Origin of the sequence: Saccharopolyspora gloriosae (assembly GCF_022828475.1) — a bacterium.
Taxonomy (GTDB): domain Bacteria; phylum Actinomycetota; class Actinomycetes; order Mycobacteriales; family Pseudonocardiaceae; genus Saccharopolyspora_C; species Saccharopolyspora_C gloriosae_A.
The window spans coordinates 6,309,928-6,324,858 of the sequence record NZ_CP059557.1 but is presented as its reverse complement, the minus strand read 5'-3'; the positions used below and the strand labels follow the sequence as shown (position 1 = coordinate 6,324,858).

12 protein-coding genes are annotated in these 14,931 nt (G+C 70.0%); 2 read left to right on the top strand and 10 right to left on the bottom strand.

Features of this window, described 5'->3' with window-relative positions; translation table 11 throughout:
- Positions 1–3: 3 nt before the first annotated feature.
- Complete coding sequence (locus tag H2Q94_RS27755) at positions 4–1,662, top strand: FAD-binding oxidoreductase (RefSeq protein ID WP_243790093.1); 1,659 nt, start codon at positions 4–6, stop codon at positions 1,660–1,662.
- Positions 1,663–2,049: 387 nt separating this feature from the next.
- Here H2Q94_RS27755 and H2Q94_RS27750 read toward each other — a convergent pair whose 3' ends face one another.
- From H2Q94_RS27750 to H2Q94_RS27710, 9 genes are all read right to left on the bottom strand, one after another.
- Positions 2,050–3,069, bottom strand: coding sequence for an NADP-dependent oxidoreductase (locus tag H2Q94_RS27750; RefSeq protein WP_243790092.1), 1,020 nt, complete (start codon positions 3,067–3,069; stop codon positions 2,050–2,052).
- Positions 3,070–3,264: 195 nt separating this feature from the next.
- Complete coding sequence (locus H2Q94_RS27745) at positions 3,265–3,651, bottom strand: hypothetical protein (protein ID WP_243790091.1); 387 nt, start codon at positions 3,649–3,651, stop codon at positions 3,265–3,267.
- Positions 3,648–6,446: an FtsK/SpoIIIE domain-containing protein gene (locus H2Q94_RS27740; protein ID WP_243790090.1), complete on the bottom strand. Its 2,799-nt coding sequence runs from the start codon at positions 6,444–6,446 to the stop codon at positions 3,648–3,650. Before H2Q94_RS27740 ends, H2Q94_RS27745 begins: the two co-directional genes overlap by 4 nt.
- A gap of 138 nt (positions 6,447–6,584) precedes the next feature.
- Positions 6,585–6,836 carry a hypothetical protein gene (locus H2Q94_RS27735; protein ID WP_243790089.1) on the bottom strand — a complete coding sequence of 84 codons (252 nt, stop codon included), beginning with the start codon at positions 6,834–6,836 and terminating at the stop codon, positions 6,585–6,587.
- A 1-nt stretch (position 6,837) separates the two neighbouring features.
- Positions 6,838–7,098 (bottom strand): hypothetical protein, encoded by a 261-nt coding sequence (locus H2Q94_RS27730; protein ID WP_243790088.1) that lies wholly within the window; start codon positions 7,096–7,098, stop codon positions 6,838–6,840.
- A 177-nt stretch (positions 7,099–7,275) separates the two neighbouring features.
- A complete protein-coding gene (locus tag H2Q94_RS27725; protein ID WP_243790087.1) occupies positions 7,276–8,115 on the bottom strand; it encodes a hypothetical protein in 840 nt (279 codons plus the stop codon).
- A gap of 251 nt (positions 8,116–8,366) precedes the next feature.
- Positions 8,367–9,503 (bottom strand): DUF2382 domain-containing protein, encoded by a 1,137-nt coding sequence (locus H2Q94_RS27720; RefSeq protein WP_243790086.1) that lies wholly within the window; start codon positions 9,501–9,503, stop codon positions 8,367–8,369.
- Between the two features lie 280 nt (positions 9,504–9,783).
- Positions 9,784–10,587 carry an alpha/beta hydrolase gene (locus H2Q94_RS27715; protein WP_243790085.1) on the bottom strand — a complete coding sequence of 268 codons (804 nt, stop codon included), beginning with the start codon at positions 10,585–10,587 and terminating at the stop codon, positions 9,784–9,786.
- Positions 10,588–10,720: 133 nt separating this feature from the next.
- Positions 10,721–11,422: a DUF4232 domain-containing protein gene (locus H2Q94_RS27710; protein ID WP_243790084.1), complete on the bottom strand. Its 702-nt coding sequence runs from the start codon at positions 11,420–11,422 to the stop codon at positions 10,721–10,723.
- A gap of 499 nt (positions 11,423–11,921) precedes the next feature.
- Between H2Q94_RS27710 and H2Q94_RS31105 the strand changes: the two genes are divergently transcribed.
- The gene (locus H2Q94_RS31105; RefSeq protein ID WP_407075455.1) at positions 11,922–12,686 is read left to right on the top strand and encodes a glycoside hydrolase family 25 protein; all 765 of its coding nucleotides are present in this window, start codon (positions 11,922–11,924) and stop codon (positions 12,684–12,686) included.
- A 363-nt stretch (positions 12,687–13,049) separates the two neighbouring features.
- Here H2Q94_RS31105 and H2Q94_RS27695 read toward each other — a convergent pair whose 3' ends face one another.
- Positions 13,050–14,147, bottom strand: a complete 1,098-nt coding sequence (locus H2Q94_RS27695) for a copper resistance D family protein (RefSeq protein WP_243790083.1) — start codon at positions 14,145–14,147, stop codon at positions 13,050–13,052.
- Positions 14,148–14,931 lie beyond the last annotated feature (784 nt).

Here is a 14,931-nt window from a genome sequence, read left to right as displayed (position 1 = left end):
CTGGTGAGCGAGTTGATCGACCACACCCTGCGAGGTGGCTGGACGCCCTCCGGGGCCGGTGCGGCCCCATTGCCCGCGCACGCCTTGCGCTGGTTGTCCGCGCGCATCGGGCTCGGCGGGGTCACCACGCCGGCCGCGCCCGCGTCGCTGCTGGACGTGCCGGACGGCGCATTGCCGGACAAGGCCCGCGCGGAGCTCGCGGAACTGCTCGGGGAGCACCAGGTGCAGACCGGGGCGACCGCTCGCCTGGGGCGTGCCGGTGGCCTGTCCTACAGCGATCTGGTGCGTCGCCGCGACGGCACGGATCTGGCGATTCCGGACGCGGTGTTGCTGCCCGCGGATCCGGCGCAGGTCCAGCAGGTCCTCGAAGTGTGCGTGCGTCACGACGTGGCCGTGGTGCCGTTCGGTGGCGGTACCTCCGTCGTCGGCGGGGTCGCCGCGCTGCGCGGCGGAAAAGCGGCGGTCGTGGCGCTGGATCTTGCTCGGCTGGATCGGCTGATCTCGGTGGATCCGGTGTCGCGGATCGCGGTGCTGCAGGCGGGCGTCCGGGCACCGGAGGCGGAGTCGTTGCTGGCGGCGCACGGCTTCACGCTGGGGCACTTCCCGCAGTCGTTCGAGCGCGCCACCATCGGCGGGTTCGCCGCGACCCGCTCGGCCGGTCAGGCCTCGGCGGGCTACGGGCGGTTCGCGGACATGGTCGAGGGCGTGCGGGTGGCGACCCCGGCGGGGGAGTGGCGGCTCGGCTCCGCGCCCGCTTCGGCCGCAGGTCCCGACCTGCGCCAGCTCGCCGTCGGCGGGGAGGGCGCGCTGGGCGTCATCACCGAGGTGGCGCTGCGGGTGCGGCCCAAGCCCACCGAGATGCGGTACGAGGCGCTGGTGCTGGACGGCTGGCAGTCCGCCCAGGAGGCGGTGCGCACGCTGGCTCAGCAGCGGGTGCTCGCCGACGTCACCCGAATGTCCGATGTGGACGAAACCGCGGTGCAGCTGGAGCTCTCCGGCGGTGTGAAGTCACGTGCACTGCGCACGTTGTTGCTGGGCAGGCGGATCAGTGAGCCGTGCCTGCTGGTCCTCGGCTGGGAGTCCACCAGCGGTGTGGAGCTCAAGCAGCGTCGTGCGGCGACGTTGCGGGCGCTGAGCGGTTTCCGCTCGATGCGACTCGGTCCGCGCGGCGGGGAAGCCTGGCACGCCAACAGGTTCGCCGGTCCGCGGCAGCGAGACGCGCTGCTCGACGTCGGCGTGTGCGTGGAGACGCTGGAGACCGCGACGTGCTGGTCCCGGCTCACCGAGCTGCGCTCGGCGGTGCGCGCCGCGCTGGTGCGCGAGCTGGAGCGCGACGGGCGCGCGCCGATCGTCATGTGCCACATTTCGCACGCTTACGAGACGGGCGCCTCGCTGTACTTCACGGTGCTGGCGGCCCGCAGCGCGGACGATCCGATCGGCCAGTGGCAGCGGGCGAAGACCGCGGCCACGGACGCCATCACCCACCGCGTCCCCGGCCACGACTCGGGCCGGGGCACCCTCACCCATCACCACGCGGTGGGCACGGAGCACCTGCCGTGGCTCGAATCGGAGATCGGTTCGATCGGCACGGGGCTCCTCGCCGCGGTCAAGCGCGAAGTGGACCCGACCGGAATCCTCAACCCGGGCAAGCTGATCCCTTGACCTGAGCAGACCGGCTTGATCGTCGCCTCGCCGACAACAATGCCGTGCTTTGCGGCGTAGCCGTGCTTGTGGCGGCGGAGTCCGCGAAGGGCGGGCGAAGCCCCGCCTGCCTTGCGGCCGAAGGCCGTGCCTTGCGGCGTAGCCGTGCTTTTGGCGGCGAAGTCCGCGAAGGGCGGGCGAAGCCCCGCCTGCCTTGCGGCCGAAGGCCGTGCCTGTATGTGCGAAGCACATAGCCCACGTCAAGAAAACGACCACCGGCGGGTTCTCAGTGAGCCTCTCGCGAGGACAGCTTTTTCCCTCGTGGCGGAGCCACTTGGGAAAAAGATCCCGCAGCGAGAGGCTCACTGAGGTTCCGCTACCCGACCACCAAAGCCAACCGAGCAGCGATCAGACGGTAACGAGCATCTTGCCGGTGTTCTTGCCCTGCAGGAGGCCGAAGAAGGCGTCGGGGGCGTTGCGCAGGCCCTCGGTGACCGTCTCGGTGTAGTGGATCTTGCCGTCGCGCACCAGCGGTGCCACGTCGGTCTGGAACTTCTCCCGCAGGTCGGCGTGGTCGATCACGATGAAGCCGCGGATGTTCAGCCGCTTCTTCACGATCTTGAACATGTTGCGCGGACCGGGGGAGGGGTCGGTGTCGTTGTAGACCGAGATCGCTCCGCAGGCGGCGATGCGGCCGAAGTCGTTGATCTCGTCGAGGGCCGCCTCCAGGTGATCCCCGCCGACGTTGTCGAAGTACACGTCGATGCCGTCGGGTGCGGCCTGCGCGAGCTGCTCGCGGACCGGGCCGTCCTTGTAGTTGAAGGCCGCGTCGAAACCGAGGTCCTCGGTGATGTGCCGGACCTTCTCCGCCGAACCCGCGCTGCCGATGACCTTCGCCGCGCCCGCTTGCTTCGCGAGCTGGCCGACGAGCGAGCCCACCGCGCCTGCGGCGCCGGAGACGAAGACGGTGTCGCCCTCCTTGAACCGGGCGATCTCGAACAGGCCCACGTAGGCCGTCATGCCCGGCATGCCCAGCACGCCGAGGTAGGCGTTGAGCGGCGCGGCGTCCGCGTCGACGGGCACTGCCCGCTTGGCGTCCACCGTCGCGTACTCGCGCCACCCGAGGTAGTGCAGCACGTGCTGGCCGACCTCGTAATCCGGCGAGTTCGAGGCGATGACTTCGCCGACCGCGCCGCCGTCGAGGGGCTTGCCGAGCTGGAACGGAGGCACGTACGACTTGACGTCGTTCATCCGGCCGCGCATCGCCGGGTCGACGCTCATGACCTTGTTGCGGACGAGGATCTGGCCTTCGCCGGGCGCGGTCACCGGGGCTTCGGTGATGTCGAAGTTGTCCTGCGTCGGGAAGCCGTTCGGGCGGCTCGCGAGCCGGATCTCGATGCCGGTGTCCGGAAGTCCCTGGGTCGTCACGCTGGCCTCCATATACGAAACTGATTCGTGTCGGAAATAGTGTGCAGCAAGGGTCGCCGTCCACATGATGGCCGCGCCCGGTGACCCGTGCGCGATGGCGCCCCGATGGAGAAACCTCGCGGTGGGGCGGATCATTCCCGGCGGCGCGGTGGTATCGCTAACGAAATCGAACCAGGTCCGCCCGAAGAGGCAAGATCACTCCGGGTTCTTGCCCCGGCGCAACGACGGCGACCAGCGGGACTTCTCCAAGGACCTGCGCAACGTCATGTACGCCGACTGCACCGAGGCGATCAGGTCCTCCGCGCGGCCCGGAGCCACCCGGCGTTCCGGCGCGGGCATCGGCGTCACCCGCATCCAGCGCTCGTCCCACAACGCCTGCATGGCGTGCTTCCAGCGCCGCTCCACGTCCTCGATGACCTCGTCGCGGACCTCCGCGGCCTCCGTGATCCGCTCCCCGGCCGCCGCGACCTCCTGCGCCAGCCGAGCCGACTTCTCCCGCTCGTGCTCGCGCATCCGCTCCGCCGCGCTGGTCGCCGTCGCGATGATCTCCTTGTACCGCGCCGCCGCCGGAACCTCGCTCATTCCGCGTCCTCCCGATCGCCCGTCGGTGCCGCCGACGCGTCGGTCAAGTCGAACGGCAGCACCACCTCCGGCTGCGCGTGCACGGAACGGTCGAAGAACAGCCCGCGCCGAGCCCGCGGCGACCAGTGCACCAGCTGGCCCGCGGCGAAACTGGACAGCTCCTGGCCGTGCACGTCGAACGCCACCCACGCGCCGATCTCGTCCACCGGTCCCATCAGCGTCGTCTTCAACCGCTGCGCGCTGCGCCACCAGCCCAGCACGTGCACCCGCTGCTCCGGCCCCTGCTTGAGCAGTTTCCGCAGCTGGTCGAGGCCGCTGGTGAAGGTGCTCGGGTCCTTCTTCTCCATCGCCGAGTGCGCCGCGTCGACCCCGTAGCACAGCACGTACTCCGGAACGGTGTCCGCGCCCTCGCTGGTGGCGCGGTCGTCCACCTTCGCGGCGAGCTCGGGGACGATCTTCACGGCCTGGTCCACCCCATGCTGGATCAGCACCTCGTGGCCCATTCCCTCCAGCGCCTCGGCCAGTTCCGCGGCGTCCGACGCGACTTCCTCGACCAGGCTCAGCAGCGTGAACCGCACCTGGCCCGTCCGGTGCTGGCGGGCCAGCGACAACGCCGCCGCACCCAGCACGCTCACCGCGTCCACTCGCACCGAGCCGATCACCGCGATGTTCCGGCCGGGAGAGCGGTCCATCCGCATCACCGCCGCCGTGCCGTTGACGTCGATCACCTGACCCAGCAGGGCCTTCGCAGGCGTGGAATCCGGCGACAACCGGGTGAAGTCCGGCAGCGAGGCCAACGCGGGCAGCAGCGAACCGTCGAACAGCCGGGGCGGCACCGAGCTCTCCGGCCGCATCTCCCACAACCGGCGCTGCAGCTCGTCGAAAGTGCCCTTCGTCGTCGAGTCCGGGATCCGCGCGACCTCGTTGCCGTGCTTCACCCCGGACTCGTGGTTGAGCACCGCGTGCCAGCGTGGCAGCTCCAGCGCCGCATCGTTCTGCTCGGCCAGCACCCGGCGTGCCTTCGGCAGCGCGATGCGCAGGATGAACTGCTCGAAGATCGCCGGCTTGCCCCAGAACGCCTCGATGCCCGACACGTCCTGGCTCGCCAGCACCAGGTGGATGCCCTGCGACCGGCCGCGCCGAGCCACGTCCTCCAGCAGCGACGTGGCCTGCGCGGACACGGTGTCGCGCTGGGAGAACAGGTACTGGAACTCGTCGATCACCGCCACGATCCGCGGCCAGCGGCCCTCCGGGTTCTCGGCGCGCAGTTCCTCCAGCTTCGTGACCTCGTGCGCCTTCGCGGCATCCGCGCGAGTGCGCATCTCGGTGGACAGGAAGCGCAGCAGCGCCAGCCCGAACTCGCGGTCCTCGTTCACGTTCACCCCGACCAGCTGCGCGTGCGGCAGCCACGTCGGATCCCGCCTGCCCGGCGTGAACTGCGCGAACGACACGCCCTCCTTGAAGTCCAGGAGGTACAGCTCCAGCTCGTCCGGCGAGTACCGCGCGGCCATGCCGCCGAGCATCGAGTACAGGAAGTTCGTCTTGCCCGATCCGCTCGGCCCGCCGATCAGCGTGTGCGGACTCGCGTCACCGAGCGTCACCTTCACCGGTTCGCCCTCGCGGAAACCCGCCGGCGCCTGCAATCCCGAAGCGGACCGCTGCGCCCACAACGACTCCGGGACCAGGTCCTCGAACGTGCGGACCCGCGAGCGGCGCGCGATGAACTCGGCGGCGATCGCCGAGCACGCCTTCGTCACCGCTTCCCGCGACGGCGCCGGGTCCAGCCGCACCACCGTCTCCGGTCCGGTCATGCTGGTCCGGGCGTCCTCGGCGTGCAGGTTCACCGATTCCACCGAACTGTTCACGGTCATCGGCAGATCGGCCACGATCAGCTGCACGCCGCAGGCCAGTCCGTTGCGCGCCACCCGCTGCAACTGCTGCTGCTGTTCCTCGCGCAGCGGTTCACCGTCGCCGAACAGCACCGCGACGCGCCACGGCTCGTCGCGTCGTCCCGTCTCCTCCGCCAGCGCCCGCAGCGAGATGTGGCCGCCGTTGAGCGCACTGGTGTGGATCCGGCGGATGTGGTCGGAGAGCTCCTCCAGCATCTCGCCGAGCCGCGTCGGATCGTGCGCGGTGAGCAGGCCCGCGTTCGTCAGCGGGTACAGGCCGGGCAGCGTCCCGGTCAGCTGCGCCACGTCCCACACGTGCACGCGCACCAGGCCCGGCTTGTAGTGGCTGAGCATGCGCAGCACCAGGTTCTGCACCAGCGCCTCGCGCGCCTCGCCCGCCTGCCTGCTCGAGGTGATCCGCAGGTGCGCCTCGTCGAGCAGCGGTACGGCCACCGGGAACGAGCGCGGGTCGGGGGATCCGGGCACGTGGCCGGTGCCGATGCGCCACAGCTGCGGCGGAGCCGCGCTCGCCTCGGCGGCGCCGGTCTCGCCCAGCCATTCCTGCCACTGGCGTCCGGCGGTGCCCGGTGCGGCCTCGGCGACCAGCGCGGCCAGCTGATCGGGACCTTGCCCGGTCCAGCCGGTGAACACCTGCTCGCGTTCGGCGCGGGCCTCGTGCAACGCTCCGTCGAACGCCGGGCCGGGTTCGCCGCCGACGACCGACGGGTCCCGCTCGGCCCTGGCCAGCCCGGCGGCGGCGATGCGCTGAGCGAATTCCTGTTGGGCGTAGGTGGCGCAGACCCGGTCGAACTCGTTCTCGGCGGCGCCGAGGGCGGTCGCGACGGTGCTCCGCAGGTGCTCGAAGGCCGTTTCGATGCTGCTACGCCGCTCGTTGCGTTTGCGCACACCCCACCTCGGCACCTGGTGTTACAGACCGTGAGGAAACTACCACTCGGAAGTTGTCGTTCACGGGTCGTGGTGGCGCGGACCACCACGTTCCGACTTCGCTACCGCCGACCGGCGGCGGCCTTCCCGGCAGGCGGCTCACAATCGCATCGCGAACGCGCGCAACGTCTCGACCACGTGCGAGAGCGAGGACAGCGTGCGTTCCAGTTGATCATCGGCTCGGCGCAGCTCCGGCGGCACCACCGTCTCCGGGTGATCCGGATCCAGCCGGGCCAGCGCGGCCTGCGACTCCGACAGCGCCCGACGTCCGGTGGTCAGCTGCTGCCGGGCCTCGTCGAGCTTGGCCTCGGTGTCGCGCAGCGCGGCCACCAGCTCCGTCAGCGACGACACGTCACAGCCGCCCGGCCCAGCCGTCGGCCGTTTCGATGCTGTTGCTGATCGAGCTCTTCAGCAGGTTGAGATTCTGACCCGCCTCCGCCAGCATGTTGCGCGCCTGCAGGATCTCGTCGTGCCCGCTGCCTTGGATGGCCTGGGTCAGCATGTTCTGCGCGTCGTCCAAGGAGGCACGTGCCTGTTCGAGCGACCCGAGGGCTTCGTCGGCCTTCGCCTTGGCTTGGGCAACTCCGTTGCGAACATCGTCCACGCTCGCCATGTGCGGCCAACCTTCCGGGAACTGATCGGGGTGTGTCGATCCACAAGTTAGCGCCCGCCATTAGCCCGTTCGCGGGCAGGGCGGGCGATGTTGATCAGGGGTGGCAACCGCGGCGAAGATCGTCCCGACTCCCACCGGGAAGCTCTTGATGAGCACTCGTGGAAGACCTCCGCCCGGTCATCTCGCAGGCTGCCGATCCACCGAGTCGAGCACCGGCGCGGCCGCGCTGAGCTCCACCGCGGCGATCCCCGACGGCGGAGTCGGAGCCGCCGACCACCGGGACACCGCCGACCGGTCCTGCATCCGCAACCGGGACCAGCCGTTGCCGCCGAGCGTCTGCACCGCGTTCGCCACGATCTCCGCGGGCTCGCCCAGCGACGGACCCAGATCCAGCACTATCCGCACCATCGGGGGGCGCTCGGTCCAGTCGGTGATCGTCGAGTGCCTGGACAAGCGGCTCGCCAACGCTCGGGCCGGCCACTCCGCGCCCGCCCGGCGCTCGGTCACCACGTCCACCAGCAGCTCCAGCCTCGGCCGAGGTCTGCCCTGTTCGTCCACATCGCTGAGCACGGGCTCCGGTTCGGCGACGGGCTCGTCCGGATCGTCGAGCCGGAAATCGGAACCGCCCGGCAGCTCCGAACCGGCCCACGCCTCGACCAGCAACCGTTCGCCACCCGAGACCAGGCCTTCGACGAGATCCGGATCGTCGATCACCGTCCACGCCGTCGGCGGCTCGCACGCCACCCGATGCCCGCCGTAACGGGGACCGAGCTCGCGCAAGAACATCCGCACCGCGCGCGCCAGCGCCGCCGGACCCGCCTGCACGCCCGGTTCGGACACCGACACGCCGACGGTGACCGACCAGCAGCCCGGTTCCTCGTCGGAGCAGTCGCCGGACTCCACGATCCGGCCACCGACCTGGCGCAGCAGTGCACGGCACGCGTCGCGTGCGGAACGGTCGTCGTCGGCGCCCACGACAACGGTGATGAGCAGTTCCAGCCCGGATTTCTCAATCATCGCCGGGGCATTGTCGCGCATCCGGTACCCCGGAACGAAGGGTTGATCAGGTGAACCACGTCGCCGTCCCGCTCACCGGGAGGGGCTGTGGCGGTACTCGGCGAGCTCGGACGGCGTACCGGTCGATCCCGGTCGGGCGAGCGCGAGCAGATCGTTCACGCGGTGCGATCACCGCGGCCCGCCCGTTGGGCGGAACGTGAAACGGTCCCGCCGACGGAGTGTCGGCGGGACCGTTCAACGGGGATCGTGGGTCAGCCGCTCGTGCCGCGGCCGCTGGAACCACTGCCGGTCGAACGACCGCTGGAACCACCGGACCCGCCCGAGGAACCCTGATCGCTCGACCGCTGGTGCTTGCCGCCACCGGTCTGGTCCTGCACGTCGAACCGCTCACGACGGACCTCGTCCTGCACGGTCCGCTCCTCGGTGACCAGCTCGGTGCGCATCCGGATCCGCTCCACCGGCACCGATTCCTTCGTCACCGTCGGATGATCCTCGTGCAGCACGACCTCCTGCTCCTCCTCGCTCAGCGATGAGGTCGCGGGCATCGAGCCGCGTTCCGACTCGCCGATCGGCTCCCGCTCGATGCGCACTTCCTCGTGGCTGATCGGCACCGTGACGGTCTGCTGCTCGGTGACGACGTACTTGCGCACCCGGACCCGGCCCGTCTCGACCTGCTCGGTGTTCACCCGCAGCCGCTCCTCGGAGCGGGTCATCGACTTCATGCCCGCCGCCTCGCCGTCGCGAGCCGTCGCCGAACCCGCGGTCGTGCCCGAACCGGTGCGGGTGCCGCTGCTCTGCATGGTTCCCGAGCCGGTCATCTCGCGGGACTTCGAGGCGTCCGTGGCGCCGGTCGCCGCCGAGCCGGTCGTGGTGCTGCGGGACTCCTGCTCGGTGGTTCCGCTGGACGTCCGCCCACCGGCCATCGCCGCGCCGCCCGCCGCGGCACCACCGGCCGCCGCGGCACCACCGGCCGCCGCGGCACCACCGGCCGAGCCTCCGGTCTTCCCGGCCTCTTCCGTACCGGTCTGCTGCTGCGGCACGTCGCGCTGCTGCTGCTGTGGCGACGTCGAGCCCTGCTGCAGGCCGTAGTAGTCGTAGAGGTCGTGACCCTCCTTGTCGGAGAGGTGGCCCTGCTCGGCGTCGACCCGCGGGGCGTCGCGGACCTTCTCCTTCGTCACCCCGACGTTGATGCCCTTGTCATCCCGGTCGGCGCCGGACAGCGGCACGAAGCTCTCCTTGGTGCCGAACAGGCCGGTGCGGACCGTGACCCACTCGGGCTGGTGGTTGGCGTCGTCGACGTAAACGTTGCCGACCCGGCCGATCCGGTCGCCTTCCCGGTCGTACACCTCGCTGCCGATTAGGTCCTGTGCACGCTTGACGTCCTTCATGACTACCGCCTCACTCGTCTGCGGGTTCGCAGCTCGGGCTCGTCGCTTCGGCCGGGAGCGCAGAAGTGCGCCGGGCGATCCGGCCGCTGTGCGGTGCCGCGTACTCACGTTGTGCCCGGCTGAGGTGGGCGCCAATCGGTTCCGCGGCCCACTTCACGCATGTGGGTGAGGGGTAGTCGGATGTCCGGAGAATCCGACCGACACGTTGTAGCAAGACCAACGAACGGGTAATAACAGTCGCGCCTACGAGTGATCGACTCTCGATGGCCGGGTGACCAGGTCAGGTGTTGAGCTCGCGCCCCACGAAGGTCAGCACCTCGTCGACGACCTCGGCCCGGTTCGTCTCGTTGAACAACTCGTGCCGGGCACCCGGATAGATGTGCTCGTAGAAGTCCACGCTGCGCACCCGGTCCATACCGGTGCGGGTATCGGCCTCCGGGACCAGCTCGTCGTCCTCGCCGTGCACCCACAGCGTCGGCATCCGCAGCGTCGGCCCGTCGTTCACCGCCTCCAGGCAGCGGTCGATCATGCGCAGCGTGGCGCGCTTGAACGAGCCGTGCCACACCAGCGGATCCGCCTCGTACGCCCGGCCCACCTCGGGGTCGCGGGACAACGTCGACGGATCGATCGGGGCCTGCGGGATCTCGTCGCACTCCAACAGGTCCAGCACGTGCCAGGTGCCGAGCACCGGACCCGACAGCACCACCGCCGCCAGCTCGTCCTGGTGCTCCTGCGCGAACCGCACCGCGAACAGGCCGCCCAGGGAATGTCCGATCAACACCACCGGCAGCTCCGGGTGCCGTTCGGACACCTCGCGGCGCACCGCCTCGAGGTCGGCGACGACGTGCTCCGCCTCGCCGATCAGGACCCGCTCGCCCGGCGACTCCCCGTGCCCCGGCAGATCCGGGGCGACCACCAGTGCTCGCGCCGGCACCAGCTGCTCCGCGAGCCACTGGTACCGGCCGGAGTGCTCGCCGTAGCCGTGCACCAGCAGCGCGATCCAGCCAGGGGCGCGTCCGGACCACTCGCGCACAAAACGCTCACCCTGCGGTCCTTCGACGGAGCGCTGAATTGCCTCGATCATGTCCATCACCCCAGCACAACCGATCCCGCAAGGCCAGTACCCGGGACAAGCCTGTCATCGGCACAGCAGAGGCGGCGCCGCGCACGACGACGCCCGGCGCCACGGGGGCGCCGGGCATCGTGATCGAACCTGCTCAGGCGTGGTAGGCGCTGTTCTCGATCGAACCGAACCCGCACACCGAGCCCAGGTCCCAGCTCACCGACAGCGGGTCGTGCTCGTCGGGCGGGGTCACCAGGGCGCCGGCCGGTTTCGGCTGGCACGGCCCTTGCTCGGACTCGCCCTCGTGCGGGACCGCGGTCCAGTGCAGCGTGGAACTCGCGGACTCACCCGGCGCCAGCTGCACCACCTGCGGCGCCGGACTCGGGGTCCGCTCCATCTTCGTCGGCAGCTCCGCGCCATCGGCGCCCATCAGCTGCATTCCCCCGTAGCCGTACAAGGTGCAGGTCTCGCCGCTGGTGTTGGTCAGCGTGAGCTCCGCGTACCGCTGGCCGGCGCCCGCCTCCCCGTGCTGCGCGCTGCCGGAGAGCATCGACGTGTGGCAACGCTCCACCTCGGTACGAGGCTCGGCGGCGGCCTGCCCGGACGTCGCCGAGCCGCTCTCCGCCGCCGGCGACGGAGCGGCCTCCGTCGAGGGCTCCTGGGATTGCGAGGCGCTGGGCAGCGGAACGGTCGGCAACGGTGCCTCGGACGTCTGCGGGACCTGCGCCTGGCCCGTCAGCGAGCCGCAGCCACCGAGCAGCGCCACGCCGAGCGCCACCACCGTGACCTGGTAGAACTTCAGGTTCCCTCGGTTCGTCTTGCTCGGTTTCCGGCCATCCAGTCGTTGCGAGAACACGGTTGACCACCTCCATCGGCCGCCTCGGTACGGCCCGTCGTCGCTATCCGGTCCGCTGTTCTGAAGACGTCTGGCGCCACAGGTGGTTGCACGTCCTGACACGGTCCGCCCGGAGTTCCCCCGGATGGAGGCGCCGCCCGTTCGGGCCGCCCCCACTGTGCCGCCGCCCGAACCGGTCCGCGACCTGCGCGCGCGGCGGAGCTTGATCGTGATCGGCGATCGAGCCAGTGGAGAACACGACATGATCATTGGCGTCAGAACAGGACCGATCGGGTGGCGGTCTTGACCTGAACGGCGGAACTCGGTGATCGTTGACCTTCGATACGTTGGATATGAGAACTGCCCCCGGCTGCGGAGAACAGCGTTCCTCGCCTTCGGAAAGAAATGCCGGCACCGGGGCCGGCGGAACAGACCGCGAAGAGAGACGAGACCGCCGATCCGGTTCGTGTGGCGTGACTCGCGCACCGGGCCGCATCCGGTGAAGTGAGGGGGTTCGGGGATGGCGAGCATTCCGGGAATCGATGTCGCGCGATATCAAGGAGAACCGGACTGGGCCGCGGTTCGCGGCGCCGGATTCGCGTTCAGCTACATCAAGGCGACCGAAGGCGTCGGCTATGTGAGCCCGACGCTGGATTCGCAACTCAACGGCGCCCGCGCCGCCGGACTGGTCACCGGGCTGTACCACTTCGCCCGTCCGGACACGAACTCGCCGCAGGCCGAGGCCGCGGACTTCGCCGGGCAGCTGGCCCGGACGAACTCCAGCGGCGCAGGGAACCTGCCGCCGTGCTTGGACATGGAGACCGAGGCCGCTGACCTCGGGGCGTGGATCAAGGGCTTCGTGGACGCGCTGCGCGGCCACACCGGGCGCAACGAGGTAGTCGTGTACGCCTCGTCGTCCTGGTTCAGCGACAAGCTCGCCACGGACTCGTGGGTCGACCCCGGAGTGTTCCTGTGGGTCGCGCACTACGGGCAGCCGCCGGGGCAACCGGGCTTCCTCACCGACCGGGTGGCGATCCACCAGCACGCCTCCGACGGGCAGGTTCCCGGCATCGGGGGAACACCGACCTCAACGTGTCGCTGGTGGACCTGCCCGTGCTCACGGGTGGCACCGCCCCGCCGCCTGCACCGCCCGCACCGCCCGCGCCCGAGACCTACGTGGTGCAGCCGGGGGACACGCTCTCCGGTATCGGCGCGAAGGTCGGGGTGGCCTGGCAGTCCATCGCGCAGGCCAACGGCATCAGCGACCCGAACCTCATCTACGTAGGACAGGTCCTCCGAATTCCTCGTTGATCCGAGGGGGAGCTGGGCTCTTTTTGCTCGGGTGTCCGGGTGGCGGAACCTCAGCTGTCTTCTCGCTGCGGGATCTTTTTCCCTAGTGGCTCCGCCACGAGGGAAAAAGCTGTCCTCGCGAGAAGACAGCTGAGAACCCGCGGGTGGTCGTTTTTTAGACGTGGGCTATGTGCTTCGCACATCCAGGCACGGCTTCGCCGCCAAGCACGGCTTCGCCGTAAGGCATGGCTTCGGGTGGGAGGCGGGTGGGGTTTCGCTCGTTCTTCGCGGGGTTTGCCGATGGTGGGGTGTGGGTGAGGAATTCGCAGGTGGCTGTTGGTGTCGCGAGGGTTCGAGTTCAGGTGAGGACGGGGGAGCGGGCGAGCACTGCGCCCAGGCCGTAGGCGGCGCCCATGATGGTGAGTTCTGCTGCTGTCCAGGTGATGAAGGTGGTTCGGTGGTGGCGTTCGATTCTGGGCAGCAGGCGGTATCGGGCGTGGCCCCCCAGGAGCGCCAGAAGTACCAGCAGTGCGGTTTTGAGGAGCACGATTCGGCCGTAGCCGATGGTGAGGAGACCGTCTAGCCCGCCGTCGGCGGCGGTGAGTTCGGTCAGGCCGTTGAACAGGCCGGACAACGCGACCACGGTGATCGCGGCGGTCGCGAGACGCGAGTAGCGCGGCAGCGTGGTGGCCAGCAAGCCCCGGCGCGGGGCGACGAACAAGACGATCGCGGTCAGCCCACCTGCCCAGACGGCGGCGGCGAGCACGTGCAGCTGCACCGAGATCATGCTCAGGTTGTGGTACTCCCAGTCGGTCGCGTGCCCGGTCAGCGGCATCGGCAGCAGGCCGAGCAGAGCGAGCACGGTGCGGAGATCGTCGACGAGTCCCTCGTTCGCGGCGGCGTCGCGATTCGTTGCGCCGGTGTCCGCCCGGCCGTCCCGCACGACGCCGATCAGGCCGAGGACCGCGCAGCCCGCCGCGCACACCACGCTCAGCGCCAACGCGGTTCCGGCGGGAACGCCGGTGACGTACCCGGCGACCTCCTCCGTCGTCGGGACCCCGCCGGCCAGTTCGGCTGCGTAGAGCACGAGCAGCAGCAGCGCGCAGATCAACCAGGCCAGCGCCGCGATCACCGCGGCCCGCCGGGACAGCGCGAGGTGCGCGCGGGCGTGTTTGCTCCGGTCCGGGAGCAACCTCGGCAACAAGCCCAGCCCGACCGTCGCGACGGCCGCGAGGTCCAGCAGCGCTCGCAGCGGCGGTGCGGCGAAGCCGACGGCCGCGCCGGGAGTCGGCAGGCCGGGCACCTCACCGGCGGCGATGTGCGCCGCGGCGGCGAGTGCGGCGGCCACGGCGAGCACCACGGGCGCGATGGCCGCGAGGAGGACGGTCTTGGTCCCCGTCGCTTCGCGGCGTCCGGATCGATGATGTTCGGGGCCGGTCCCGGTGTCGGCGGACATCGCAGCATGGTCGCACCTGGTCGCGGGGAAGAAGGAGCCGACGGCGGCCGGGAACGGTTCAGCGTGTTGGACCGATCACGATTCCGCATGGAATAGTTGATCTTGAATGTGCCGCGCGTTGTCCGTTGGCGTGCGGTTATTCCTGCGGCATAACGATTTCTGCCGGTTCGGATCCACTGCGTCCGCGCGGCGTGAAACCATCGTTCGTTGTGTTGCTGACAAAGGTCTCAGCGGGGTTGTTCTACAGTCGTGCACGTGGATCAAGCGGGCGGTAATGCGGGGGCGGGGTATGTGGCGCATACCCCGCCGCGGCTCGCGCCCCTGGATTCACGAGCAGAAGACTGGTCGGCACGACTGAAGGCGCACCGACCGCGCTCGTCCGTTCACGGCGTGCATTCTTGTTATCCGGCTCGGCGGACCGTGCGGCTTCGGCGTGTTTCCCGCGCGGTCGCCGTTCACCGCTATTCGCCGATTGTTTCCCCGCAGGTTCTGGAGAGGTCGGAAACCTTATCGGGCGAGCCGGTGGCGACGGGGTCCTCAACGCTCACGACCGCGACCCCGGAGGGCTTCGGCAGCGGCCTCCGGGTGATCCCTTACGCGGAACGGAGCGTGCTCGGCGGATCCGCCGGTGACGTCCGGGGCGGGGGCTCGGATGTTCGGGGGAACCGGGTCCGGCTGCGCTGGGAGAACTGGTCGAATGGTCCGAACCGCGCACATGCGTGGTCCTGCTCGGCGCATCATGGGGGAGACCGATCCGCGGTGACGGCGACGGATGCGGGTGTGT

Excerpts from the sequence above, each read along its gene's own strand:
- H2Q94_RS27745 (WP_243790091.1), bottom strand. The coding sequence starts at position 3,651 with ATGAGCGAGGTTCCGGCGGCGGCGCGGTACAAGGAGATCATCGCGACG.
- H2Q94_RS27730 (WP_243790088.1), bottom strand. The coding sequence starts at position 7,098 with ATGGCGAGCGTGGACGATGTTCGCAACGGAGTTGCCCAAGCCAAGGCG.
- H2Q94_RS27725 (WP_243790087.1), bottom strand. The coding sequence starts at position 8,115 with ATGATTGAGAAATCCGGGCTGGAACTGCTCATCACCGTTGTCGTGGGC.
- H2Q94_RS27720 (WP_243790086.1), bottom strand. The coding sequence starts at position 9,503 with ATGAAGGACGTCAAGCGTGCACAGGACCTAATCGGCAGCGAGGTGTAC.
- H2Q94_RS27715 (WP_243790085.1), bottom strand. The coding sequence starts at position 10,587 with ATGATCGAGGCAATTCAGCGCTCCGTCGAAGGACCGCAGGGTGAGCGT.
- H2Q94_RS31105 (WP_407075455.1), top strand. The coding sequence starts at position 11,922 with ATGGCGAGCATTCCGGGAATCGATGTCGCGCGATATCAAGGAGAACCG.
- H2Q94_RS27695 (WP_243790083.1), bottom strand. The coding sequence starts at position 14,147 with ATGTCCGCCGACACCGGGACCGGCCCCGAACATCATCGATCCGGACGC.